Source organism: Roseomonas chloroacetimidivorans (genome assembly GCF_049629625.1).
In the GTDB taxonomy this organism is placed as follows: Bacteria; Pseudomonadota; Alphaproteobacteria; order Acetobacterales; family Acetobacteraceae; genus Roseomonas; species Roseomonas chloroacetimidivorans.
Genome location: NZ_JBNBZS010000043.1, coordinates 22,041 through 45,007, shown reverse-complemented (window position 1 = coordinate 45,007; position 22,967 = coordinate 22,041). Strand labels below are relative to the sequence as shown.

Genomic DNA, 22,967 nt, shown 5'->3' with positions numbered 1-22,967 from the left:
GCCGCGGACGGCTCTTCCGCACGACCTTGGGCCAGCCGCAGCACCGCCCTGAGGTCCTGGACCAACATCTCGAAGCAGCCCGCCCGAAGCCAACGCTGCGCCTGGTCGTAGACGGCGTGCCAGGGCGAAAGGTCGTTGGGCATGGCCCGCCAAGCCACACCGTAGCGCACCAGATAGCGCAGCCCGTTGAACACCTCGCGCAGCGGGTGCTCGCGTTGCCCGGCCTCCTCGGGCAGCAGTGTCAGATAAGGCGCAACCAGCGCCCACTCCTCGTCGGACACGTCGGACGGGTACGGCTTACGAGACGGCATTCACCTACAACGAGGGCTCACCCAGGTCCGTAACACCCTCTAGCCCCCACCTTACCGCAATCCGTCCGCCACCAGCATCGCGCCGGCCACGGCCGCCGCGATAGCCAGCCCCGGCCAGAGCGCGGCCATCGGCGCGCTGAAGACGAGGTCCTGCGCGTTCGACAGCATGTTGCCCCAGGAGGAGGCCGGGGGCTGGATGCCCAGGCCCAGGAAGGAGAGCGTGCTTTCCGCCAGAATGGCGCCGGCAACGGCCAGGGAGCCGGCCACTGTCAGCGGTGCCGCGAGGGCTGGGGCGACATGGCGGCGCAACAGCCGCGCCTCGCTGACGCCCAGCGCGCGTGCCGCACGCACATGGTCGCGGGCCAGGACGGAGATGGCGGCAGCGCGGGAGAGGCGCGCAACGCCGACCCAGCCGAAGACCGCAAGGATCAGCACGATCCGCACCACATCTGCCAATGCGCCACCGCGCGGCAGGCCAACCACCGACGGGTCCATGGCCGCCAGCAGCACCAGGAGCGGGAGGGCGGGAAGAGCGAGCAGACCATCCGCGAGGCGCATCAGCAGCGCATCCACCCAGCCACCCCGCCAGGCTGCCAGCAGCCCCGCCGCCAGCCCGATGGCCGTGGAGGCGAGGGCTGCGGCTATTCCTACCGCCAGCGAGACGCGCGCGCCGAAAAGCAGCCGTACGAGAATGTCGCGCCCCAATTCATCCGTGCCGAGCGGATGTGCAGCGGAAGGGCTGGCCTGACGCGCGAGCAGGTCCGGCATATCGGGATCGACGCCGAGCCAGCCGGCCACCCAGGGCGCGGCAATGGCGGCACCGGCCAGCAGGAGCAGGATCACGAGGCCGAGGCGGAGGCGGGTCATGGGCGTGCTTGCGGCCATTGGAGGTGATGCTCCAGGCGGCCGGGAGCGCCGCCCATCACCGCTCCACCCCCAGCCGTGGATCCAGCGCCCGCTGGGCGAGATCCGCCGCGAGCGTGGCGAGCAGGGTGACGCCGGCGACAAGCAGGAGCGCCAGCAAGGCGAGGTTATGGTCATTGCCCATGACGGCGTCGGTCAGGAGCTTGCCCATGCCGGGGCGGGCAAAGACGGTTTCCGTGATCAGGGCGCCGGAAACGAGGGCGCCGGCATCAAGGGCGAGGATGGCGAGCAGGGGCACGGCGGCGTTGGGCAGGGCATGCTTCAGCGCAATGCGGGATTCCCGGGCGCCGCGGGCGCGGGCTGCCGTGATCCAGGGGGCGCGCAGCACTTCGGCCATGGCAGCAGTCGTGTGGCGGGCATAGGCGGCGAGATGCGCGATCGACAGAGTGGCGACGGGCAGGACGAGAAAGCGCGCGGCCTCGGTGAGGCCGCCTTCCTCGGGCGTGCCGCCGGCGGGGAGCCAGCCCAGAGTCACAGCGAAGAGGATGATGAGGAGGATACCCAGCCAGAAGGCGGGCAGGGCCTGGGAGAGAAGGGCGACGGCGTCCACCGCGCCGCGCCAGCGCGGGCGGAGGGCGGCGAGCATGCCGGCCGCGACGCCGAAGCCGGCGGCAAGCGCCAGGGCAATGCCGATCAGCACCAGGCTGCCGCGCAGGGCAGGCCAGAGCACTTCGGCAGCGGGGCGGGCGAAGAGGCGGGAATAGCCGAATTCGCCATGCGCCACGCCAATGGCCCAGCCCCACCAGCGCGTCAGGAGCGGCTGGTCCAGGCCGTAGAGGGCACGCAAGCGCTCGATATCCGCAGGGCCTAGGCGGGGATCGGCCATCATCGAAAGCGCGATGGGATCGCCGGGCATGGCGCCGATCGCGAGATAGGCGACGAGGGAGAGGATCACGAGCGTTGCCGCGATCTGCGGCAGGCGCCAGGCGATCATCCGCAACATGTCAGCGCACCCGCCAGTCCGTGACCCAGAGGGAGGAGGGGGACTGGTTGCCGGTGGGCCGCACGCCCTCCAGCCATTGCGGCCAGATATGTGGCTCGGCGCGGTGCCAGAGCGGGATGGCCGGCAGATCGCGATAGGTCATCGCCTGAAGGCGCGCCCAGATGGGGCGGCGCTTCTCCGCATCCAGCTCCTGCGGCAGGGCGTCCAGCAGCGCGTCCATCTCGGGGTTTGAATAGCCCGGGTAGTTCTGGCCGGACCAGTTGCGCTCGGCGGTCGGGATTTCCTGGGAATGCAGCGTGCTGCGGGGCACGTTTTCCGGGCTGCTGACCCAGGCGAAGAGCACGGCGCCCTGGAAGCGGCGCTGGGAAAGGGTTTCGCCGAACAGGACGCGCGGCGGCTGGTTGGCGATGCGGCCCTCTATCCCGGCGGCGCGCCACATGCCCTGGATGACCTGCAGCACCGTTTCGCGCGGGCGGTTGCCGGCGGTGGTCTGGAGATCGACGGTGAGGCGCGCGCCATCCACGTTGCGGCGGATGCCGTCCGGGCCGGGTTTCCAGCCCGCCTCCTCCAGCAGGGCGGCGGCGCGGGTGGGGTCGTAGGGCCAGGGGGCGATCGATTTGTCGATCATCGGATCGTCCGGATGGATCGCCGTGGCAGCGACGGCTTGGCGACCGTCGAACAGGCTCTGCACGATCTTCTGGCGGTCGATCGCCAGTATCAGTGCCTGACGGATACGGAGATCGGAGAGGATGCCGCTGTCCACCCGCAGGTCCAGATGTTCCCAGACCAGCCCGGGATGGTAGTTGAATTTGAAGCGCCCGCGGCTTCGGCGTTCCAGCGCAGTGGCCTGCTCGATGGAGAGGCCGAGCTCCCCTGTGATCATGTCCACCTGCCCGGCGAGAAGCTGTGCCTCCAGCGCGGCAGAATTCTCGACGACGCGGATATTGATCCGGCGGAAGGCGGGGGCGGGGCCGGCCCAGGTCTCGTTGCGCTCTAGGGTGACGCCCGCGCCGGGCTGCACGGCGGTAATGCGGTAGGGACCGTTCCACAGGCCCGGATTGGTCGTGTCCGTGTCATAGGCGGTGCGGGACCGGTAGTTGCGGCGGTCGGCCTCCCATATCGGGCGCTCGATATGGGCCGGAAGCGGTTCGAAAGTGCCGGCGCTGCCCGCGTCGAAATTCACCTTGTCGAAGCGCAGCGTGACGGTGCGCGGGTCGGGGGACTGGAATTCATAGGCGCTGCGGTAGAACTCGGCGCCGCCGAAGCCTGTCTCGAAGGCGCGGCCGGCTTCCCAGGCGAAGCGCAGGTCCTCCGCCGTGACGGGGCGGCCATCGCCCCAGCGCAGATCCTCCCGCAGGCGCCAGGTGACGCGCATGCCGGGCTTGCCGTCCGGGGTGTTCTCCAGCGCGACCTGGCCATTCTCCAGCGTGGGGAAGGTGTCGCAGCCCAGGCAGGCCGGGCGCCAGTCCGGGCCGTAGCCGGTCAGGGGACGGCGTGCGAAGCCCAGGATATAGGCCTTCGCCATCATATTCTCGATGTTCGGATGGAAGGTGCCGGTGGCCTGCGACATGCCGATCGTCAGGGTGTCGCGGCTCGGATCGCCGGTCGTCTGGGCGGGGCAGGCCAGCGGTGCCGCCGCGAGGAGCGCCGCAGGCAGGGCGATGGCGATCCGGCGGGGGATGGAGAAGGTGCCCTGGGCCTTTTGCATCCCTTGATCATGCCTGCTCTTCGGCGGCCGGGAATAGCCCCGGGTCGTTCAACCCGGCGCGGGAACGGGCGTCAGCACCGGGCGGCCGGCGAAATGCGCGGAGAGATTGGCGATGACGAGCTCGATCGTGGCCCGGAAGCTTTCGGGCGAGCGACCGGCGAGATGGGGCGTCAGCACGACATTCGTCAGCTCCGCCAGACCCGGGGGCAGCACGGGTTCGCCCTCCACAACATCCAGCGCGGCGCCGGCGATGCGGTTCCTGTGCAGCGCCTCGATAAGGGCGGCGGTGTCGACCACGCTGCCCCGGCCGATATTGACCAGAAAGCCTTCCGCGCCCAGCGCGTCCAGCACGGTCGCGTTCACCAGGTGGCGGGTGGCCGCGCCGCCCGGCGTGGCAACGACCAGAATGTCGGACCAGGCGGCAAGGGCGGCGGGAGAGGGGAAATAGGTGTAGGGCGAACCCTCGCGCGGAGTGCGCGTGTGATAGCCGATCGGCATGTCGAAGCCGCCCGCGCCGCGGCGGGCGATCATCTCGCCGATGCGGCCGAGGCCGAGGATGCCCAGGCGCTTGCCCGAGACCGCTGGACGGTAGGCGCGGTTCCATTCGCCGCGGCGGACGCTGGCATCGGCCTGCGGGATGTTCCGGATAACCGCGAGCATCAGGGCCATGGTGTGGTCCGCGACCGAGCTGTCATTGGTGCCGGGGCCATGGGTGACGGTGATGCCCCGCGCGCGTGCCGCCGGAACGTCCACCCCCTCATAGCCAACGCCCAGGGTGCTGATGATCTCCAGCGCGGGCAGGCGGTCCATCTCTGCGGCGGTCAGGCCGGTGATGCCATTGGTGAGGACCGCGCGCGCCGCGGCACCCGGCCCGGCGATGGCGCGCTCGCGCTCCTCACGCCCCAAGGCGATCAGGGGCTCGAAGCCGGCCTCGCGCAGCATGGCGTGACGGTCGGGGGAGAGCTCGATCAGGGTGAGGAGAGGTATCGGCATTGCTCGGCATTCCCTGAAAGGCCGGGCGCATGCTTGCGCGAAATCGGCCAGTCGGCGAGGGGCGGTCAGCCGCCCGTCACGAAGTCGAACAGCAGCTTCACATTTAACACCACAATGAGCACGGCCGACGCCCAGCCGAGCACGAGCTGCCAGCCCGGCGCGGTCAGCACACCCAGCCGCCTGCGGTCGCTCGCGAAGAGCATCAGCGGGATCACCGCGAAGGGAAGCTGGAGGGAGAGCACGACCTGGGAGAGCACCAGCATCTCCGCCGTGCCGCTCTCTCCATAAAGAGCGGTGACGATCACGGCGGGGATGATGGCGATCAGGCGGGTGAGCAGGCGGCGCACCACGGGGCTCAGCCGGATATGGAGGAAGCCCTCCATCACCACCTGGCCGGCCAGGGTGGCGGTGACGGTGGAGTTGAGGCCGCAGGCGAGCAGGGCAATGGCGAAGAGGGTGGGCGCAGCTGTGCCGAGAAGAGGCGCCAGCAGCTCATGCGCGTCCTGGATTTCAGCCACTTCCGTCTGCCCGTTCGCGTGAAAGGCCGCGGCGGCGAGGATGAGGATGGAGGAGTTGATCAGCAGCGCGAGGCCGAGCGCGATCGTGCTGTCGATGGTGGCGAACCGGATCGCCTCGCGCTTGCCTGCCTCATCCCGGCGGATGTCACGGGACTGGATGACGGCGGTGTGCAGGTAAAGGTTGTGCGGCATCACCGTGGCACCGAGGATGCCGAGGGCGATGTAGAGCTGGGTCTGGTTTGTCACCACCGAAGTGGAGGGGAGATAGCCGCGCAGCACCGCGCCCCATTCCGGCGAGGCCAGCAGCACCTGCACGACGAAGCAGCCGGCGATGAGGGCGATCATCCCCATGATGAAGGCTTCCAGCCAGCGCATGCCCTTGTTCTGCAGCCAGAGGATGAGGAAGGCATCGAGTGCTGTCAGCAGCACGCCAAGCAGCAGCGGGATGCCGAGGAGAAGCTGGAGCGCGATGGCGGTTCCGATCAGCTCCGCCAGGTCGGTCGCGCAGATGGCGATTTCCGCCAGGAACCAGAGTGGTATGCCCACCCAGCGCGGGAAGCGGTCGCGGCAGAGTTGGGCGAGATCCTGGCCAGTGGCGAGGCCGATGCGGGCGCAGAGCGCCTGGAGCAGGATCGCCATGAGCGAGGAGAGCAGCGCGACCGTCAGCAAGGTGTAACCAAAGGCCGAACCACCCGCGAGGGCGGTGGCCCAGTTGCCGGGGTCCATATAGCCGACCGCCACAAGGTAGCCCGGGCCGATGAAGGCCATAAGCCGGCGCAGCCAGCTGCCAGCGTTCGGCACGGCTACGGTCCGGTGCACCTCGGGCAGGCTGCGGCTGTCCTCAGGCAGCGGGGCCACTGAGAGGGGGGAAGCTGAGCCTTCGCTTCGGGCCATCGTCATCCTTTCGCTACGGGAAACAGGCCATGCATGAACACCTGTTCAGATCGCGACCTGTGTACGTATTGTTGTGTATTTTCAATAATTTGGACGTGATTATCCGGGATGATGCGCTGCCGCAAGCAGCCGGCGCGGGCATGTAACTCGTTTCGGCATATGGCCTCGCGGCATCGTGAGGTGGCGCCGGGTGTCTTTCTTCCGCGGCTAACGCCAAAACCGATCGTAACGATTCGAGGGGCCGCCATGCGCAAGCTCGCCGCTGCAATCCTGCTGATCGCCGTGCCGGCCATGGCACAGGAGGCGCCCCGGAACATCCAGCCCACACGGGACGTCGCGGTCACCTATCGCTTCACGGGCCCCTCGGCCGAGGCGCAGGAAATGCGGATGGCCTGGTCGGCCACGGAGCGTAAGCAGCGCATCGACCCGCCGGGCGGGATGGGCTGGATGCTGCTGGACCGCAATGCGGGCTCTGCCGTGATGGTGATGGAGCAGCAGCGCATGGTGATGAACATGCCCGCCACGGCCTCGGCCGGCCCGATAACGAACGACCTGCCGCCGGGCACGCGATTCGCGCGCAAGGGCACCGCGCAACTGGCTGGCCAGTCCTGCACGGAATGGGAAGTGACAATGCCGGAGATGCGCAGCACCGTCTGCATGACGGATGACGGCGTGATGCTCCGCGCCGTCTCCGATCTGCCCGGCAATGCTGGCCGCTCCACGATGGAGGCGACCGAGGTGCGCTACGGGGCCCAGGACCCGGCGCGCTTCCGCGTGCCGCAGGGCTATCAGAGCATGCCCATGCCGGGGGCCGCGCCCGGCGGGAAGCCGCCGGGGCGCTGATCGCGGGCCCGCCGGAAGGCGGGCCGTCCATCAGCCGGCGGTGATGCCCTTGGCGACCGCCTCCTCGGCGCTGCCGATGCCGCCATGGGCCTTGGACCAGCTCATCGGGTCCTCCAGGAAGCGGCGCACCTCGCGCAGGGCGCTCTCCTCGAAATAGGGGCGCTCGCGGCAGACCTCGAGCACGTCCCACCAGGTGCAGAGGTGCAGGAGGTTGAGGTTCATCGCCTTCATAGTGTCGAAGGCACCGGGGAAGACGCCGTAGAAGAAGACGACGAAGGTGTCGTTGCAGATCGCCCCGGCATCGCGCAGCGCCTGGGTGAAGCGGATCTTGGAGCCGCCATCGGTGGTCAGGTCCTCCACCAGCACGGTGCGCTTGCCCTCCGGCACATCGCCCTCGATCTGGGCGTTGCGGCCGAAGCCCTTGGGCTTCTTCCGCACATAGGCCATGGGGGTCATCATCCGGTCCGCGATCCAGGCGGCGAAGGGGATGCCGGCCGTCTCGCCGCCCACTACGGCCTCAATGGCCTCATAGCCGATATGGCGGCCGATCTTCTCCGCGGCGAGGTCGCAGATCACGCGGCGGGCGCGGGGGAAGAAGATGATCCGGCGGCAATCGATGTAGACGGGGCTCTTCCAGCCGGAGGTGAAGGTGTAGGGCTCCTCCGGCCGGAAGTTGACGGCCTTGATTTCCAGGAGGATGCGGGCGGTGGTGAGCGCCGCGTCGCGGTCCCACTCGGAGGCGTGCTGGATGGCCATGGTATTGTCCCTGCTGTCGGCCGAGGGCGGCGCGGAATGGGCGTTCCCTAGCGGTCCGGCGGCGCGGCGTCCATGCAAGCCGTTGCGGGCGCGGGCTGCGCGGCGCGCGGAGCGCGGATGAGCGAGGTTTCCGGCGGGGTGTGGGTGCTGGCCGACCCGCGTGCCGGCACGGCGGCGCAGGCGCTGGGAATCGCAGAGCGGCTGGGCTTGCCGTTCCGGACCATTCCACTGGAATGGGGCCCGCTCGCGCGGCTGCCACTGCCCTGGCCGAGTTTGGCTGGCCTGACGGCGGTTGCCCGGCGGGAGATGCTGGAAGTAGCGCGCGGGTCGGGCTGGCCGTCTCTGGTCATTTCGGCCGGGCGCCGCGCCGCGCCGGTTGCGCGCTGGCTGCGGCGGCGGGCGGCGCGCACGGTGCATTGCATGCGCCCCGGCATGGCGGCGGGGGATTTCGACCTGCTGGTCATCGGGCGGCATGACAACCCGCCGGACGCATCGAACATCCTGCCCGTGCTTGGGGCGACGCACCGTGTCTCCCCGGCGGCGCTGGAGCGCGCGCGGATGGAATGGGCGGCGCTTGCCGAACTGCCGGGCCCGCGCGTCGCGCTACTCCTGGGCGGTACCGTACGGGGGAAGGGGATGGACCCGGCCGAGGCCGTGGCGCTCGCCGACCGCGTGCTGCCCTGGGCCGGCAGCGTGCTGGCGACCACCAGCCGCCGCACTGGGGAAGCGGCAGGGACCGCACTGGCCGCCCGGCTGGAAGGGGTGCCGGGCATGGTGCATCGCTGGGGCGCGGCGGGGCCGAATCCCTATCTCGGCCTGCTGGCCACGGCGGATGCGGTGGTCGTCACGGGCGATTCCGTGTCGATGGTGTCGGAGGCGCTGGCGACGGCGGCGCCGGTCTTCATCGCGGGCGCGCCGCCGGACGCGCCGCGCCACCGTGCGTTGCATGCGGCGCTGGTGGCGGCTGGCCAGGCCGCGCCGCTCGATGGCTTTCCCCAGGCGCCTCTCCGTTTGCCGCTCGACGAGAGTGGCCGGGTGGCGGCGGAAATACGGGCACGCTTCCCCGGGGTGTTCAGGGACGCTGAAGGAGCCTCCCTGGGCGCTTGACGTGTCGCCGCTTGGCCGGGGCTGCGGAAACGGCTTGGCATGAGCGTTCCGTTAGCGGAAACATGGCTAGGCACGGCTCTGTGATCCGTGATACCGCAGAGACCAAGAAGGCGGAGGACGGGCTTGCGGGGGGAAGATCGCGACTCTGGGCCGGAAAGTCTGGTTGGCGCCGACGCTGGCGCCTTCGGATTCCTGCATGTTGCAGGAAAGGCCGGCGAGTTGATGCAACGGCTCACCACCGAGAACTGCCCGCTCGGTGGCCCGGAAGCCTGGTCCGCCACGCTGCGCTGCGCCCTCGGAATTGTCCTGCCATCCCGCGCCCAGATCCTGCTTCTCTGGGGCGAGGATTACGTTTCGCTCTACAATGACGCCTTCGCCGTCGCGATCGGCGGCAAGCATCCCCGGGCCATGGGGCGCCCGGTCCGTGAGCATTATGGCGAGGTGTGGGACACGCTCGCCCCGCTGCTCGAGCGCGTTCGCCGGACTGGTGAGACGGTGCATGCGGAAGACCATCGCTTCCTCATCGATCGCCACGGATATCTGGAGGAGGTGTTCTTCGACATTTCCTATTCGGCCGTCCATGAGGGCGGCCGGGTCGGGGGCGTGATGTGCGTCGTGACGGAGACGACCGGCCGGGTACTGGCCGATCGTCGCTTGCGCGCGCTGCGCGCCCTGGGCCTGCGGGTATCGCAGGAGGGGGATGTCGAGGCAGCCTGCGCGGCCGCGCTTGAAACCATTGTGGCGGAGAATCCCCTGGATCATCCCTGGGGCAGGATTCTGCTGGCGGGCGAGACGAGCCTGTCCGTAGCGGCAAGTCATGGTGAACCGCCCGATGGCCTGCCGCCTGTGGCCCTGGCCGCTGCGGCCGAGGCCGTGCTGCGGGATGCGACGCCGCGGGACGCGCCGGGCGTCCTTGCCCTGCCACTGATGGCGGGCGGAACGGTGGCGGGCGTGTTCCTGGCCGGGCTGAGCCCGCATCTGCGCCTGGCCGGCGATTACGGCAACTATCTCGGCGTGGCGGCGGGGCAGATTTCACTGGCCATCACGCGGTTACGCCAGGAGGCCGAGGATCGCCGCGCCGCCGCCTTGCTGCGGGAGAGCGAAGCGCGGTTCCGCAACATGGCCGACCACGTTCCCGTCATGGTCTGGATTTCCGAGGGTGACGGGCGCTGCAGCTATGTCAGCCAGCGCTGGTACGACTTCACGGGACAGACGCCCGCGACGGCACTGGGGCTGGGCTGGCAGGACGCGGTCCATCCCGAGGATCGCGGCGCGATCGCGGAGGCCGCGGCGCGCGCGACCAAGATGGTGGCGCCCTTTCAGATGGAGTATCGGCTTCGCGCTGCCGATGGGCATTATGCCTGGGTGATCGATGCGGCCGTGCCGCGCCTGGACGACGAGGGGCGCTTTGCCGGCTTCATCGGCTCGGTGCTCGATATCAGCGACCGGCGACGGGCGGAGGAAGCCCGCGATCTGTTGGCCCGGGAGCTGTCGCACCGGATCAAGAACGTCTTCATGGTGACCGGCGGGCTGGCGGCGCTGAGCGCACGGGGCGACCCCGCGGCGGAAGCCTTCGCGGCGCGCCTGCAGGAACGGCTGCGGGCCCTGTCGCTGGCGCATGACCTGGGGCGGATGGGCGAGATGCCCGGCCCGGAGGGCAGGGTGCTCACGGCGCACGGGTTGATCCACGCGCTGCTCGCGCCTTACGGCGACACGCAGGGGCGGGTGAGCGTGGAGGGGGAGGACCGGCCGCTGGGCTATGCCGCCGCCAGCACCTTGGCCCTGGTGCTGCACGAGCAGGCGACAAATGCCGTAAAATACGGCGCCCTTTCCAGCCCGGCGGGGCGGCTGCAGATCGTGACACAGGTGCAGGAAGGCGGCTTCTGCCTGGATTGGGTGGAAACAGGTGGGCCGCCGGTGAAGGGGCCGCCGCGGCGGCACGGCTTCGGGACGATGCTCGCGGCGCGGAGCCTCTCCGGGGTTTTCCAGGGGCGCATGGTCCATGACTGGAAGCCGGAGGGGCTGGTCATAAAGTTGGAGGTGGCGGAACGGAGCCTGGCGCTATAGCGCCCAGGGCGACCCGCCAGGATGGTTTGCGCGTGAGGGCGCTTCATCGAGCGGGCCAAGGGCGTGACCGCCCTCCTTTTTTGGCCCCAATGGCTATTGCAGGCTTCCCCACCGCCCGGTGGCCGGCTCGGCTGCCGCCCAGTGCCAGCGCTCTCCCTGGCGGCAGGCCGTGGTGAGGAACCATTGCCGGGGGGCCGCGGGCTTCTCATCCTCGGCCACCGAGAACAGCGCCTCCCGGCAATGTGCCAGGGCCGTGTCCATGACCCGGACCAACTGGACTTCACCCTGCTGATTGCCGATCGGGATGTCGTGCTCGATTTTCCAGGGCCGTACCTCACCCGGGGCGAGGTTACCGATCACCTCGGCCACAGCATCCTGCTCTGCGTGCTGACGGGTTCGCATGACCCAGTTGATGCCCGCCGCCGTCGCGGCCCGCGTTCCCACGCCGACGCCATAACCCACCGCCGGATTGGCGAAGGCTGCGCCGGTGGCGATGCCGGCCACTGCGCCAGTCAGGTCCGCTGCCGCGCCGCCGCAGCCGGCCAGGGGCAGGGCAAGCAGCAGTAGCGTCAGCCCGCGCCTCACTGCAGGCTGCCCCAGCGCTCGGTCGCAGGCTCTGCGGACGCCCAGCGCCAGGTCGAGCCGTCGCGGCAGATGGTTGCGGTGTAGAAGGCGCGGGACGGCTCCTCGGCGGATTTGGCCGTCTGCTCAACGGAGAAAACGATCTCCTTGCAGGCGATCGGCCCGGCGCCGATCAGCCTGGAAACCGTGACCTCGCCTGCCTCATCCGGCTCGACCGGGATGGAATGGCTGACCGACCAGCGGGCCACGCCGCCGACCGGCAGTGGGCCGGCCGCCTGGGCCACACGGCTTTGCGCCTCCCCATGGGCCTTGCGCTGCGCATAGTGCAGCCCGGCCCGCGCCCCGGCTTGCACACCGAGGCCGATGCCAGTGGTCACGGTGGCACTGGCGCCGACGGCGTCCGCAACGGCCGCACCCGCGAGGCCGGCTCCGGCGGAGGTGCCCTCGGAGAGCAACTCGCCGCAGCCGGGCAGGGTGATGGCGCTGAGTAGCGCCAGAAGAAGGACCGCCCGGCGGCCCCGCGACGACTGGATACCCGCAGGCGGATATCCCTCGTTTCCCTTCATCATGGTCCCGGGATGCCGCATGCGGACCGGCAAGGCAATCACCGGGTATGCCCCGACGGGCTCGGCAGACCCGCTGGCGCGGGGGAGCGTGGCCCGCAGGTTCCACCCTCCGGCGGCTTCCAACCCGCCTATCCGTGCAGCAAGCTGGCCCGGAGGGGCTTGCCGCGGGCGGGCTTCGGAGGCACCACCTCGGACACTGAGCGGGAAGGGAATTCCATGGCGCGCACCCACCGGATCGCGGTCATCCCCGGCGACGGGATCGGCAAGGAGACGACGCCGGAGGGTCTGCGCGTGCTGGACGCCGCCGCCCGCCGGTTCGGCTTCGACCTGCAGCTGACCCATTACGACTGGTCCTGCGAAACCTATCAAAAGACCGGCAAGATGATGCCGGATGACGGGCTGGACCAGCTGCGCGCCCATGACAGCGTGTTCCTGGGCGCCGTGGGCTGGCCGGGTGTGCCGGACCATATCTCGCTCTGGGGCCTGCTGATCCCGATGCGGCGGGAATTCGACCAGTACATCTCCCTGCGGCCCTGCCGGCTGATGCCGGGGGTGCGCTCGCCGCTCGCGAATCGCGGGCCGGAGGATATCGACTTCGTCGTGGTGCGCGAGAATACGGAGGGCGAGTACTCCTCCTCCGGCGGGCGGATGTTCGGGGGCACGGAGCGGGAATTCGTGACCCAGCAGAGCGTGTTCACGCGCACCGGCTGCGACCGGGTGATGAAGTATGCCTTCGAGCTAGCCATGAAACGCCCGCGGAAGAAGGTGACCTCCGCCACCAAGTCCAACGGCATCACCTTCACCATGCCCTTCTGGGACGAGCGCTTTGCCGAGATGGCGAAGAGCTACCCGGAGGTGACGACGGACCAGTTCCACATCGACATCCTCTGCGCCCATTTCGTGCAGCATCCGGATTGGTTCGACGTGGTGGTGGGGTCCAACCTGTTCGGGGACATCCTGTCGGATCTGGGCCCGGCGGTGGCGGGATCGATCGGCATCGCGCCCTCGGCCAACATAAACCCGGAGCGGAAGCATCCCTCCATGTTCGAGCCGGTGCATGGCAGCGCGCCGGATATCGCAGGCAAGCGGGTCGCCAATCCCATCGCGCAGATCTGGTCTGGCGCGCTGATGCTGGAGCATCTGGGCGAGACAGAGGCCGCGGAGGCGATCACCACCGCGATCGAGGCGCTACTGGCCGAGGGTGGGCCGCGCACGCGCGACCTGGGCGGCAATGCCGGCACGGTGGAGGTCGGGAAGGCGCTGGCTGAGGCGGTGGGGCGCGGCTAGGCCGCCCCGCCCGGGTCCATGAGACCCGGCAGGGGACCGGTGATCGCGGCGCTGTGATTGATGCGCCACAGCTCCGGTTCCCGGCATTGTCTCCTTTGCGAGGTGCCAATCGACACTTGAATGGATGTTCAGGTGTCGTTATAAGTCGATTAGGTGTTGCGAGTTATTCTCAACAACATCGCAACGCGGGAAGTGGGATCGGATCTGATGGGTCACGACTACAGCTACATCGCCCGCAATTGTGAGCGTGCCGTGGTGACTGCCTATCGTGAGCTGCGCGATATCGGCTCTACCGATTTCAGCGCCTTCGCGGCCTGCACCTCGCTCTATCGCATCCACCACCCCGAGGCGACGGTGACCGAGGCGCGGCGCCTGGTGGCAGAGTGGATCGACCACCATGTGGTGCGCGTGGATCCCGGCCCGACCCAGGGCTGCGACTGCGACTGAGACCGCGACGGCTGGGGGACGACCCTCGGCCTTTTTCTTTCTGCCGGGACGGCCCGGCCCCATGGAAGGGGCCGTGAATTGGCTTGGCTTTACCTGATCTTGGCGGGCCTGCTGGAAGTCCTCTGGGCGTTCGGCATGAAGGCATCCCAGGGCTTCTCCCGCCCAGTCTGGACCATTGTGACCGTGGCGGGCATGGCGGCGAGCGTGGGGCTGCTCGGGCTGGCCATGCGGAGCCTGCCCCTCGGCACGGCCTATGCCATCTGGACGGGTATCGGTGCCCTGGGCGCCTTCGTGCTGGGGATTGCCGTGCTGGGTGAGGCGGCGACTCCGTTGCGGATTGTCAGCGCGGCGCTGATCCTCGCGGGGCTGGTGGGGCTGAAGCTCGCCTCGTCCGACTGATCCGGCCATTCCTCAGCCGGCTTCCGGGCTGGGGGCGCATACCGATCTGCCGCCCCCGTCGTTGGGCGAGGCCCGTCCGTCAGCCCGAGAGGGCGAGATAGGCAGAGATGGTGACGACGGAGATGACCGTCGAAACGAGCACGACGCTGGAGGTGACGTCCGCTTCCCTGTCATAGAACTTGGCCAGCATGAAGGGGCCGGTACCGGTCGGCAGGGCGGCGAGCAGGACAGCCGTGTGGGTCAGCAGCGGAGGCAGGCCGAAGACGAAGCTGGCCAGGAGCCAGGCCACGACCGGTTGCAGCAGCAGCTTGAAGCTGACGAGGAGAGCCGTGGCGCCGGTGTCCCGCTCCTTCCGCTTGCGTTCCTCCGCCAGGAAAAGACCGAGCGCGACGAGCGCGCAGGGCGAGGCGGCCCCGCCGAGCAACTTCAGGAAGCTCTCCGCGGGCGCGGGGATTTCGAGGCCGGCGAGGGGAACCAGCGCCGCCAGGGCGGGTGAGACCAGGAGCGGGTTGCGCAGCAGCGATCGGGCCACCTTCATGGCCAGATGCGTCCGGCGCCTCTCGGTCTGCAGTCCGACCTCGATCAGGACGATGGCGATCGCGAAGATGATGCAGACCGTGATGATCGTCGCGACCAGCGTTGGTGCCATCGCCTCGCGGCCCAGGGCGACCAGGGCCAGGGGAAACCCCATAAAGCCGGTATTGGCATAGCCCGCGTTCAGCCCGTCGATGGCCGCGTCGGCCAGGTGGCGTGGCCGGCGGAGCCGGATGGCGACTGTCATGGCGAAGGTCACGCCGCCGCTCAGCCCGAAGGCGGCGATGAAGCCAGGCTGCCAGACCTCCACCCAGCGCGCATGGGCCACGATATCGAAGAGAAGCGCCGGCAGGGCCAGATAGACGACGAAGCGGTTCAGCTCCGCCGTCGCGTGCGGGCCGAGAACGCCGATGCGGCGCACCAGCCATCCCGCGAAGATCAGCGCGAAGATGGGCAGGACGACGATGAGGGTGGAAAGCATGGCGCCGCCACCCTTACTGCGCCGTTCGATATGATCCAATGCGATCTGGCGTTCTTATCAATGCGCTTTCGGTATCCGGCCGATGCTGTCCATTGTGGTCCTGGCCGGGCGGTTCGATGCCGCCACCCCGTTCGATCCGGGAATCGCCAGGGGCTGGAAACGCGAGCAGCACTGCGCGGAAGGCTTTGCCTTGCCATATAGCCGGCGCATCTGCTCACGCAGCAGGATCTCGTGTGGCGCGGGCGGCTTGAATGGAAGCCGCTGATCGCGACACCAGCCGAGTTGGTGCCGATGCTGTGAGAGGCGACCGGCAAGTGTTCCCACGGGGCGGGCTCGTTCCCACGGCTCGGCTGGAGACGCGGTGTCAGCAGGGCTGAAAAGGCCTGAGCCGCTGCGAGTGATGCCCTACTTCCGGCTTAAGCCCAGCCGAGCTCCTTCAAAGCATGCCCGGAGTTCCAGATCTTTGTCATATGGGCGATTTTGCCGCCCTCAAACTGCATAACATAGACGTAGTCGGTCCGCGTGGTTTTGCCGGTTGGCGCGATGGGACCACCGGCCAGATGCGTGCCGGTAAAGGTGGCGTAGGCACAGATGTTGTTGCGCTCCTCGTCGACAGCGAATGACTTCAGCTCGTATGAGCCATCGGTCAGGACCGTAAGAAGGCGCTGCATCCAGCCGGTATACTGTTCCAGTGTTCTGACATCCGCCAGCACATCCGCCTGGGCGGAGAAGGTCGCGTCGGGTGTGCAATATGCCCGGCAAGCCTCCCATTCTTTGCCCGCCTCGCAGGCCTCGAAGAAGGCCTTCGCTGTCGCGCTGTTCGGCGTCATGGCATTCCTCCCGAATCCGCCTTCCACAGGATGGTGCTGACGATCCATTTCGGGGATGCATCAGAATGGCATAATGTGAAGAAGGCAGAACAAACCGGTAGGAAAATCAGTCTCCTCTCGTAATAGTGCGGAGCGCGTTTGAGAGATGGCGGTGAGAGCCCGTCCCGCGCGAGCGGGAAGCCCGTACAGCCGCTAGGCTGTGGGCGTAGTCGCGCGGGCCCAGCGGATGGCGGCCAGGGCCAGGGCCTCGATCGTGTCGATCACGGGGAAAGGCAGGGCGGGGCCGGCAGCGATGCCGAGGGGGATCTCGGTGCAGCCCAGCACCACGGCGCGGGCGCCGCGGGCGGCAAGGGCACGGGCGGCTTCCGCTAGGGGAGCATAGGCTTCGGTCACGTGGTTTGCCTTCACCAGCGCGATGCCCGGGCTGACCCAGCGGGCCATCTCTTCCTCCGTGGGCACGGCAACCTGCCAGCCATCGGCTCGCAGCCCGTCCTGGTAGAGGCCCATGGCAAGGGTGCCGGCGGTGCCCATCACGCCAATCGGGCCGGGGGGGATGCCCTGGCGGCGCAGTGCCTCCGCCGCGGCCTCCACAATGTGGAGGATGGGCAGGCGGGTCGCGGCGCGCATGCCGTCGAACCAGCCATGGGCGGTGTTGCAGGGGATGGCGAGGGCGCCGCAGCCGGCGGCCTCCAGGCCACGAATGCCGCGGATCAGGGCGGGAAGCGGATCGGGACCGCGCCCCAGGCGAGCGGCGGTGCGGTCCGGAATGCGCGGGTCGGACCAGAGGATGGCGGGGATGTGTTCCTGGTCACGCTCCGCCGGGGTGAGCAAGGTGAGCTGACGCATGAACTCGGCACTGGCCAGCGGGCCCATGCCGCCGAGCACGCCCAGGATCCGCGCGCCGTTCATGTCGTCCTCATTCATCACACCAGCCCGTCCCAGACCAGCTTCGCGCCGCTGATCGCCAGCATTACATAAACCAGGTTGTAGAAGGCCTGGTCCGAAACCCGCTTCTGCAGCCAGATACCGAAATACACGCCGACGGGAGCGAAGGGGACGAGGACGAGGCTGGTGAGGATGTTGCTCCAGTCCAGCAGCCCGAGTCCCCAATAGGGCACCAGCTTTACGTAGTTCATCACGCCGAAGAAGACGGTGGTGGTGGCGGCCAGCGTCTTCCGGTCGAGCTTCAGCGGATAGAGATAGAGGGCCAGCGGTGGGCCGCCGGCATGGGCGATGGTGCTGGTGAAGCCGGAGATGCCGGACCAGAACCAGGCCTTTACCGCATTCGGCCTGGCCGGGGGCGGCAGCAGCCCGCGGAAGCGCTGCCATAGGGACCGGGCCAGGAAGCCAAGGGTGACCAGTCCCAGCAGGAGGCTGATGCCGTGCGGCGGGATCAACCCGAAGGCGAAGGCGCCGAGTGCAATCCCCAGCAGCCCGCCTGGAAGGATGGCGCGCATCTCCCGCGCACTCCAGAGGCCCCACCAGGCTTTCAGCCCGGCCACATCCATGACGCAGAGCACGGGCAGCGCGATGCCGGCCGCCTGGGGCGCCGGAATGACCGTCGCCATGAGCGGGACCGAGACATTGCCCGCACCGGAGGCGAAGCCACCCTTGCTGATTCCGTTAATCAGGAAGCCAGGGATGGCCAGGGCATAGAACAGGGGATCGGTGATGAGCGGCACGTGCCACAGCATGCCCCTGTCATGCCCCCTGCGCCAGAGACCCCCCTGACAGGGGCGTCGTTCCGCCTTACAGCCGGGGGGCGCTCGCCCTTCAGGAAACGCTCATGGATCATATGCACGACCCCGTCTGGATCGCCGCGCTGGCGGCGGTCATGGCGGCAACGGGACTCGTCTCGGGCACACTGGCGGGGTTGCTGGGCGTAGGCGGGGGCATCGTGATCGTGCCCGTGCTGTTCAATGTCTTTCCCCTTCTGGGAATTCCCGAGGTCGTCCAGATGAAGCTGGCCGTGGGAACCTCGCTGGCCACCATCATCCCGACTTCCATCCAGTCCGCCCGAAAGCACCATGCGCGCGGGGCGATGGATGTGCCGCTGCTCAAGGCAATGATCCCCTCGCTGGTGGTGGGTGTGCTGGTGGGCACGGTGATCGCGATCTGGGTGAAGGGCGCGACGCTCACCGCCGTTTTTGCGGCAGTCGCGCTGCTGGTGGCGCTGAACATGGGCTTCACCGGCGTTGATTCGCGCCTGCGCGAGACCTTCCCGACCGGCATCGTGCGGCAGGTGCTCGGCCTGTTCATCGGCGGCATCTCGGCCATGATGGGAATCGGCGGCGGCACGGTGGGCGTGCCACTGATGAACCTGTTCGGCACGCCGATCCGCTCGGCGGTGGCCACCGCCTCGGCCTTCGGGATCGTCATTTCCATCCCGGCGGCGATCGGCTTCATCTATGCGGGCTGGGGTGATCCGCTGCTCCCGCCGCTGAGCGTCGGTTATGTGAACCTGATCGGCTTCGCGCTGATTGTGCCGACCTCCATGCTTGCGACGCCCTGGGGCGTGCATCTGGCGCACACCATCCCGCCTCTGGCGCTCAAGCGGGCCTTTGCGGTCTTCCTGGGAATCACCTCGATCCGGATGATCTACTCGCTCGTGACCTGAAGGAGGGGTGGGCGGGGTAGCGAGGCGCTCTCGCCTCTCCCGGGCTGCCGCCCCTTCACCAGCCCCTCTGCCCCCTTGCCAGCGACGCGCGGACGGGGTTGAACCCGCGCCCTTTGCCTGGGGCTTTGAGCATGCATCCCGTTATCGGCATCGATTTCGGCACCACCAACAGCGTGGTGACCGCCCTGCGTCCGGATGGCGAGGTTGTGACGCTGGCGCGGGATACCGGGGAGGTGTTCCGCTCCGTGCTGTGCTTCTGGTCCGATCCGCGGAGCGGGGCGCTGCGGCATGCGGCAGGGCCAGAGGGGATCGAGGCCTATCTGGACGAGCCGCTGGCGAGCCGGCTCATCATGTCCATGAAGAGCTACCTGGCGCAGCGGAGCTTCATGGAGACGAGGATCTTCGGGAAGCGCTGGACCCTGGAATCCCTGGTTGCGCTTTTCCTGCGGGAGCTGCTGGCCCCCTTCGGGGGGGAACTGCGCCATGCCCGCGTGGTGGTCGGGCGACCCGTGCGCTTCGTGGGGGAGCGGGCGGACGACGCCTTCGGCGAGATACGGCTGCGGGAGGGGTTCAAGGGCGCCGGGCTGCCGGAGGTCACGGTGGCGTTGGAGCCCGCCGCCGCCGGGCACCGCTTCGCCAGCGGCATCGGGCGCCCCGCAACAGTGCTGGTGGGGGATTTCGGCGGCGGCACGAGCGACTTCTCGATCCTGCGCTTCGATCCGGGGCCGCCCCGCCGTGTGACGGCGCTGGGGCATGCGGGCGTCGGGCTGGCGGGGGATGCCTTTGACACGCGCATCCTGGACCATGTCGTCTCGCCGCTGCTGGGAAAGGGCGGGGAGTACACGGTGATGGGCAAGAAGCTGCCCATTCCGCCCGCCTGGTATGTCAGCTTCGCCCGCTGGCACCAGATGGCGATGATGCGCGGGCCGAAGACGCTGCGCGAGATCGGGGAGGTGGCGCGCACCGCCGACCATCCGGAGCAACTGCACCAGCTGATCCGGTTGATCGAGGATGAGGCGGGTTACGCGCTCTACCGTGCCGTCTCCTCGGCCAAGGCGGCGCTTTCGAGCGCCGAGGAGGCTGTGCTGTCCTTCCGGCACGAGGATTTCGTCATTGAGGCGCCGATCGCGCGCCGCGACTTCGAAGCCTGGATCGCGCCGGATCTCGCCAGGATGGAAGCGGCGGTGGAGGCCGCGCTGGCTGATGCCGGGATAGGGCCGGATTCGGTGGACCGCGTCTTCCTGACCGGCGGCACTTCCCTGGTGCCGGCGGTCCGGGCGCTCTTCACGCGGCGCTTCGGGGAGGAGCGGATCTTCGGCGGCGGCGAGTTCGTTTCCGTGGCCGAGGGACTGGCGCTGATGGGGCGGGACGGCCCCGGTTACGCCTGATCACAGGCGAGGGTCAGGCACGGCCCCGCAAGTCCGGGCAGCCGGGTCAACCAGCACGGCTTCCACGCATGTACCGCTGCTCCGGCCGGTAGCTGCCGCGGGTGCGGAGGCGGCGGAAGAAGAGGCGAAGGCGCGCGAGCATCGGGGTTCTCCGGTTCGGTAGGCCCCTCCCAGGGGACCGTTGGTTTCCCGAACGTGACGAGCGTTTGGCGGTTGATACGGTCGGGCTGGGAGATTGCCCCGAAACGGTGCCCGAATGGCCCATCCTGGTTGACCCTGGCAGCCCCTGCCCATATACCGCCGCCTCTTACCCGGGGGACGGCCACGTCGCCCCGCTTTCCTTCATGCCTAGCCCAGGCGACGTGACCAGGTCAGACCGATGAAGATCCGCAACTCCCTCAAGACCGCGAAGACGCGCGACAAGAACTGCGTGGTGGTGCGCCGCCGCGGGCGTCTCTACGTGCTGAACAAGAAGAACCCCCGCCTGAAGGCCCGCCAGGGCTGAAGCTGGGCCGCCGCCCCTTGGGACGGCGGTGTGACCCGCAGGCCTTTCCCTCGGTTTGTGGAAGGCCTGGGCGCGGGTGAATTGAATCGTCCAGGCCCCTGGAGCGGTGTGACTTCGGTCACAGTCGTGGCAGGGTGTGGCGCGAACCTGCCGGCCTCTCGGGGTTTTCGTGTCCCAGGGGGTCCGGATGGACATCGGGAACGCCAGCGGTTTCGCCATGGCTACGCTTGCGACCGAGGCGCCCGCCCGGGCGCAGCGGCGCGCGGCTGTCGCGCTGTGCCTGCTTGCTGTCTTTGCCACGGTGTGCCTGCTTCCCTTGGCAGCCGAGCCAGGCCCGGTGGTGCCGGGCTTCCCCCTGATCCACCAGACTGCGCTCATCGCCGCCTATGGTCTGAGCGCCTGGGTGTTGTTCGCGCAATTCCAGCGGGCGCGCACGCTGTGCCTGCTGCTGATCGCGGGTGGCACGCTCTACACGGCGGCCATCGTCCTTCTGCAGCTCCTGAGCCTTCCGGGCGTCGTGCCGGGTGGGCCCTTGATGGGAGCGGGGTCGGAAACGACGATCTGGCTCTGGACCTTCTGGCATCTCGGGCCGCCCGTCTGCGCCCTGGCCTATGCCGGTGCCCTGCGGGGCGAGAAACCGCGCATGATTGCGGCGGGCCGGGCCCGGATGGCAGCCGCACTGACCGCAGTGATCGCGCTGGCCGCGGCCGGGCTCGCGGCCCTTATCTCAACCTCTGGGCTGCCCTGGCTACCGCGTCAGGTAGCCGGAGATGACTACTCGGCCCTGACCAATTCTGGCGTCGGACCGGGCGTCCAGCTTCTGACCATCCTGGCGCTGCTGGCGGTGTGGCGCGTGTCGCGCGGGCGGCAGACGGTGCTGGACCTCTGGCTTGCGACATCGCTCGCGCTGCTGGTTCTCGACAATTTTCTGACCATGGCTGGCGGGGCACGGGCCTCGGTCGGCTGGTATGTCGGGCGGATCGAGGCGCTAATCTCGGCCTTTGTGATTCTCTGGGCCTATCTCCATGAGGTCGACGCGTTGCGGGCCAGGGCCGAAGCAGCCGCCGAGGAGGCGGCGCGAGCCGGCGCGGCACTACGCCAGGCACAGAAGATGGAGGCGGTGGGGCGGCTGACCGGTGGCATCGCCCATGACTTCAATAACCTGCTCATGGTCGTCACCTCGGGCTTCGACATGATCCGGCGGCGGCCCCAGGACCAGGTGCGGGTCGTCAAGCTGGCGGATGCCGGGCTGGAGGCCGCCCAGCGCGGCGCGCGGCTGACGCGCCAACTCCTGACCTTCGCGCGGCGGCAGAACCTGCGGCCCGAGACGCTGAATCTCAACGCCTCGCTGCTCGATTTCGAGCCGCTGGCGCGGCGGGCCCTGGGCGAGGCGGTCGGGCTGAACCTCTCGCTCCACCCCGCGCTGCATCCCGCGAGGGTCGATCCCGGGGAGTTCGAGGCGGCGGTCCTGAACCTTGTGATCAATGCACGCGACGCCATGCCGCCGCAGGGCGGACGGATCACCGTGCGGACGCGCAACGCCGTACGGCAGGTCCGGCCTGAGCCAGCGGGGTTGGAGGCGCTGCCGCCCGGGGATTATGTGGTCGTGTCCGTGATCGATGATGGCTCCGGCATGGACGAGGCCACGCGGGCGCAGGTCTTCGAACCCTTTTTCACCACCAAGGAATTCGGCAAGGGATCCGGGCTCGGCCTCAGCCAGGTCTATGGCTTCGCTCGTGCGGCGGGCGGGATGGTGGAGATCACCTCCGCGCTGGGCCAGGGCACGACGGTGGAGATCTGGCTGCCGCGGGCCGAGAGCCAGCAGGCCGGGGGAACGGTCGGCGGCAGCGCGGCCTCCTCCCTGCGGCGAGCCGAGCAAGGCGAGACCGTGCTGGCCGTGGAGGACGAACCCGCGGTGCTGGCCGCCGTGGTCGAGAACCTGACGGATCTGGGCTACCGGGTTTTCCCCGCCCGCGATGCGGCGGAGGCGCTGGAGCGGCTCCGCGGCGGAGAGCGGGTGGATATTCTGTTCTCCGACGTGGTGATGCCCGGCGGCATGAACGGCGTCCAGCTTGCCGTGGAGGCGAGGCGGCTTCAGCCGGGGCTGCGGGTCGTGCTGACTTCGGGCTATACGGATGAGGCGCTGACTGGTGAGCACAGCGTGCCCGGGGATGTGCCGATTCTGACCAAGCCCTATCGGCGGGAGGAGCTGGCGGAGCGGCTGAAGTCGGCGCGGCACAGCGCCTGAGCCCGTCCGTTCGCCCCTT

Annotated in this window: 23 protein-coding genes; 10 read left to right on the top strand and 13 right to left on the bottom strand. The window is 68.9% G+C overall.

Going from position 1 to position 22,967, the window contains the following annotated elements:
- The 6 genes from ACO1BU_RS24640 to ACO1BU_RS24615 all read right to left on the bottom strand — a co-directional run.
- Positions 1 to 311: transposase (locus ACO1BU_RS24640; RefSeq protein ID WP_424138621.1), on the bottom strand; the 311-nt coding region annotated here is incomplete at its 3' end.
- Between the two features lie 51 nt (positions 312 to 362).
- Positions 363 to 1,178: an ABC transporter permease gene (locus ACO1BU_RS24635; protein WP_424138620.1), complete on the bottom strand. Its 816-nt coding sequence runs from the start codon at positions 1,176 to 1,178 to the stop codon at positions 363 to 365.
- A 55-nt stretch (positions 1,179 to 1,233) separates the two neighbouring features.
- A complete protein-coding gene (locus ACO1BU_RS24630; protein ID WP_424138619.1) occupies positions 1,234 to 2,169 on the bottom strand; it encodes an ABC transporter permease in 936 nt (311 codons plus the stop codon).
- A gap of 10 nt (positions 2,170 to 2,179) precedes the next feature.
- A complete protein-coding gene (locus ACO1BU_RS24625) occupies positions 2,180 to 3,886 on the bottom strand; it encodes a peptide ABC transporter substrate-binding protein (RefSeq protein WP_424138618.1) in 1,707 nt (568 codons plus the stop codon).
- A 48-nt stretch (positions 3,887 to 3,934) separates the two neighbouring features.
- Positions 3,935 to 4,879: a 2-hydroxyacid dehydrogenase gene (locus ACO1BU_RS24620; RefSeq protein ID WP_424138617.1), complete on the bottom strand. Its 945-nt coding sequence runs from the start codon at positions 4,877 to 4,879 to the stop codon at positions 3,935 to 3,937.
- A gap of 65 nt (positions 4,880 to 4,944) precedes the next feature.
- Positions 4,945 to 6,297 (bottom strand): Nramp family divalent metal transporter, encoded by a 1,353-nt coding sequence (locus ACO1BU_RS24615; RefSeq protein ID WP_424138616.1) that lies wholly within the window; start codon positions 6,295 to 6,297, stop codon positions 4,945 to 4,947.
- Positions 6,298 to 6,537: 240 nt separating this feature from the next.
- Between ACO1BU_RS24615 and ACO1BU_RS24610 the strand changes: the two genes are divergently transcribed.
- Entirely contained in the window at positions 6,538 to 7,134 is a 597-nt protein-coding gene (locus ACO1BU_RS24610) for a DUF4412 domain-containing protein (RefSeq protein ID WP_424138615.1), read from the top strand.
- A 30-nt stretch (positions 7,135 to 7,164) separates the two neighbouring features.
- Here ACO1BU_RS24610 and ACO1BU_RS24605 read toward each other — a convergent pair whose 3' ends face one another.
- Positions 7,165 to 7,890, bottom strand: coding sequence for an orotate phosphoribosyltransferase (locus ACO1BU_RS24605; protein ID WP_424138614.1), 726 nt, complete (start codon positions 7,888 to 7,890; stop codon positions 7,165 to 7,167).
- A 117-nt stretch (positions 7,891 to 8,007) separates the two neighbouring features.
- Here ACO1BU_RS24605 and ACO1BU_RS24600 point away from each other — a divergent pair, with 117 nt between their 5' ends.
- Positions 8,008 to 8,997, top strand: a complete 990-nt coding sequence (locus tag ACO1BU_RS24600) for a mitochondrial fission ELM1 family protein (protein WP_424138613.1) — start codon at positions 8,008 to 8,010, stop codon at positions 8,995 to 8,997.
- 222 nt (positions 8,998 to 9,219) lie between these two features.
- The gene (locus ACO1BU_RS24595; RefSeq protein WP_424138612.1) at positions 9,220 to 11,064 is read left to right on the top strand and encodes a PAS domain S-box protein; all 1,845 of its coding nucleotides are present in this window, start codon (positions 9,220 to 9,222) and stop codon (positions 11,062 to 11,064) included.
- A 93-nt stretch (positions 11,065 to 11,157) separates the two neighbouring features.
- Here the strand turns inward: ACO1BU_RS24595 and ACO1BU_RS24590 are convergent, their stop codons facing one another.
- Both ACO1BU_RS24590 and ACO1BU_RS24585 read right to left on the bottom strand, forming a co-directional pair.
- Positions 11,158 to 11,649, bottom strand: coding sequence for a hypothetical protein (locus ACO1BU_RS24590; RefSeq protein WP_424138611.1), 492 nt, complete (start codon positions 11,647 to 11,649; stop codon positions 11,158 to 11,160).
- Entirely contained in the window at positions 11,646 to 12,215 is a 570-nt protein-coding gene (locus ACO1BU_RS24585; RefSeq protein ID WP_424138610.1) for a hypothetical protein, read from the bottom strand. The genes ACO1BU_RS24590 and ACO1BU_RS24585 overlap by 4 nt, the downstream gene beginning before the upstream one ends.
- 213 nt (positions 12,216 to 12,428) lie before the next feature.
- Here ACO1BU_RS24585 and ACO1BU_RS24580 point away from each other — a divergent pair, with 213 nt between their 5' ends.
- The 3 genes from ACO1BU_RS24580 to sugE all read left to right on the top strand — a co-directional run bounded on the left by ACO1BU_RS24580 (position 12,429) and on the right by sugE (position 14,345).
- Entirely contained in the window at positions 12,429 to 13,499 is a 1,071-nt protein-coding gene (locus tag ACO1BU_RS24580; protein ID WP_424138609.1) for a tartrate dehydrogenase, read from the top strand.
- 207 nt (positions 13,500 to 13,706) lie between these two features.
- Positions 13,707 to 13,946 carry a hypothetical protein gene (locus ACO1BU_RS24575; RefSeq protein WP_424138622.1) on the top strand — a complete coding sequence of 80 codons (240 nt, stop codon included), beginning with the start codon at positions 13,707 to 13,709 and terminating at the stop codon, positions 13,944 to 13,946.
- Positions 13,947 to 14,024: 78 nt separating this feature from the next.
- Positions 14,025 to 14,345 (top strand): quaternary ammonium compound efflux SMR transporter SugE, encoded by a 321-nt coding sequence (sugE, locus tag ACO1BU_RS24570; RefSeq protein WP_424138608.1) that lies wholly within the window; start codon positions 14,025 to 14,027, stop codon positions 14,343 to 14,345.
- Positions 14,346 to 14,424: 79 nt separating this feature from the next.
- Here the strand turns inward: sugE and ACO1BU_RS24565 are convergent, their stop codons facing one another.
- The 4 genes from ACO1BU_RS24565 to ACO1BU_RS24550 all read right to left on the bottom strand — a co-directional run bounded on the left by ACO1BU_RS24565 (position 14,425) and on the right by ACO1BU_RS24550 (position 17,884).
- Positions 14,425 to 15,360, bottom strand: a complete 936-nt coding sequence (locus ACO1BU_RS24565) for an AEC family transporter (RefSeq protein WP_424138607.1) — start codon at positions 15,358 to 15,360, stop codon at positions 14,425 to 14,427.
- Between the two features lie 416 nt (positions 15,361 to 15,776).
- Positions 15,777 to 16,190, bottom strand: coding sequence for a nuclear transport factor 2 family protein (locus tag ACO1BU_RS24560; protein ID WP_424138606.1), 414 nt, complete (start codon positions 16,188 to 16,190; stop codon positions 15,777 to 15,779).
- 192 nt (positions 16,191 to 16,382) lie between these two features.
- Positions 16,383 to 17,114 (bottom strand): cysteate racemase, encoded by a 732-nt coding sequence (gene cuyB, locus ACO1BU_RS24555; protein ID WP_424138605.1) that lies wholly within the window; start codon positions 17,112 to 17,114, stop codon positions 16,383 to 16,385.
- A complete protein-coding gene (locus ACO1BU_RS24550) occupies positions 17,114 to 17,884 on the bottom strand; it encodes a sulfite exporter TauE/SafE family protein (protein ID WP_424138604.1) in 771 nt (256 codons plus the stop codon). The genes cuyB and ACO1BU_RS24550 overlap by 1 nt, the downstream gene beginning before the upstream one ends.
- Positions 17,885 to 17,976: 92 nt before the next feature.
- Here ACO1BU_RS24550 and ACO1BU_RS24545 point away from each other — a divergent pair, with 92 nt between their 5' ends.
- The 4 genes from ACO1BU_RS24545 (at position 17,977) to ACO1BU_RS24530 (ending at position 22,948) form a co-directional block, all read left to right on the top strand.
- A complete protein-coding gene (locus ACO1BU_RS24545; protein ID WP_424138603.1) occupies positions 17,977 to 18,807 on the top strand; it encodes a sulfite exporter TauE/SafE family protein in 831 nt (276 codons plus the stop codon).
- A 131-nt stretch (positions 18,808 to 18,938) separates the two neighbouring features.
- Positions 18,939 to 20,195, top strand: a complete 1,257-nt coding sequence (locus ACO1BU_RS24540) for an Hsp70 family protein (protein ID WP_424138602.1) — start codon at positions 18,939 to 18,941, stop codon at positions 20,193 to 20,195.
- Between the two features lie 379 nt (positions 20,196 to 20,574).
- Positions 20,575 to 20,700, top strand: a complete 126-nt coding sequence (gene ykgO / locus ACO1BU_RS24535; RefSeq protein ID WP_043337704.1) for a type B 50S ribosomal protein L36 — start codon at positions 20,575 to 20,577, stop codon at positions 20,698 to 20,700.
- Between the two features lie 187 nt (positions 20,701 to 20,887).
- A complete protein-coding gene (locus ACO1BU_RS24530; RefSeq protein ID WP_424138601.1) occupies positions 20,888 to 22,948 on the top strand; it encodes an MASE4 domain-containing protein in 2,061 nt (686 codons plus the stop codon).
- The last annotated feature ends 19 nt before the right edge of the window (positions 22,949 to 22,967 follow it).

What these genes read in the sequence shown, in the direction of transcription:
- ACO1BU_RS24635 (WP_424138620.1), bottom strand. Translation starts at nt 1,178, where the DNA reads ATGACCCGCCTCCGCCTCGGCCTCGTGATCCTGCTCCTGCTGGCCGGT.
- ACO1BU_RS24630 (WP_424138619.1), bottom strand. Translation starts at nt 2,169, where the DNA reads ATGATCGCCTGGCGCCTGCCGCAGATCGCGGCAACGCTCGTGATCCTC.
- ACO1BU_RS24625 (WP_424138618.1), bottom strand. Translation starts at nt 3,886, where the DNA reads ATGCAAAAGGCCCAGGGCACCTTCTCCATCCCCCGCCGGATCGCCATC.
- ACO1BU_RS24620 (WP_424138617.1), bottom strand. Translation starts at nt 4,879, where the DNA reads ATGCCGATACCTCTCCTCACCCTGATCGAGCTCTCCCCCGACCGTCAC.
- ACO1BU_RS24615 (WP_424138616.1), bottom strand. Translation starts at nt 6,297, where the DNA reads ATGACGATGGCCCGAAGCGAAGGCTCAGCTTCCCCCCTCTCAGTGGCC.
- ACO1BU_RS24610 (WP_424138615.1), top strand. Translation starts at nt 6,538, where the DNA reads ATGCGCAAGCTCGCCGCTGCAATCCTGCTGATCGCCGTGCCGGCCATG.
- ACO1BU_RS24605 (WP_424138614.1), bottom strand. Translation starts at nt 7,890, where the DNA reads ATGGCCATCCAGCACGCCTCCGAGTGGGACCGCGACGCGGCGCTCACC.
- ACO1BU_RS24600 (WP_424138613.1), top strand. Translation starts at nt 8,008, where the DNA reads ATGAGCGAGGTTTCCGGCGGGGTGTGGGTGCTGGCCGACCCGCGTGCC.
- ACO1BU_RS24595 (WP_424138612.1), top strand. Translation starts at nt 9,220, where the DNA reads ATGCAACGGCTCACCACCGAGAACTGCCCGCTCGGTGGCCCGGAAGCC.
- ACO1BU_RS24585 (WP_424138610.1), bottom strand. Translation starts at nt 12,215, where the DNA reads ATGATGAAGGGAAACGAGGGATATCCGCCTGCGGGTATCCAGTCGTCG.
- ACO1BU_RS24580 (WP_424138609.1), top strand. Translation starts at nt 12,429, where the DNA reads ATGGCGCGCACCCACCGGATCGCGGTCATCCCCGGCGACGGGATCGGC.
- ACO1BU_RS24575 (WP_424138622.1), top strand. Translation starts at nt 13,707, where the DNA reads ATGGGTCACGACTACAGCTACATCGCCCGCAATTGTGAGCGTGCCGTG.
- ACO1BU_RS24565 (WP_424138607.1), bottom strand. Translation starts at nt 15,360, where the DNA reads ATGCTTTCCACCCTCATCGTCGTCCTGCCCATCTTCGCGCTGATCTTC.
- ACO1BU_RS24560 (WP_424138606.1), bottom strand. Translation starts at nt 16,190, where the DNA reads ATGACGCCGAACAGCGCGACAGCGAAGGCCTTCTTCGAGGCCTGCGAG.
- cuyB (WP_424138605.1), bottom strand. Translation starts at nt 17,114, where the DNA reads ATGAATGAGGACGACATGAACGGCGCGCGGATCCTGGGCGTGCTCGGC.
- ACO1BU_RS24550 (WP_424138604.1), bottom strand. Translation starts at nt 17,884, where the DNA reads ATGCTGTGGCACGTGCCGCTCATCACCGATCCCCTGTTCTATGCCCTG.
- ACO1BU_RS24545 (WP_424138603.1), top strand. Translation starts at nt 17,977, where the DNA reads ATGGATCATATGCACGACCCCGTCTGGATCGCCGCGCTGGCGGCGGTC.
- ACO1BU_RS24540 (WP_424138602.1), top strand. Translation starts at nt 18,939, where the DNA reads ATGCATCCCGTTATCGGCATCGATTTCGGCACCACCAACAGCGTGGTG.
- ykgO (WP_043337704.1), top strand. Translation starts at nt 20,575, where the DNA reads ATGAAGATCCGCAACTCCCTCAAGACCGCGAAGACGCGCGACAAGAAC.
- ACO1BU_RS24530 (WP_424138601.1), top strand. Translation starts at nt 20,888, where the DNA reads ATGGACATCGGGAACGCCAGCGGTTTCGCCATGGCTACGCTTGCGACC.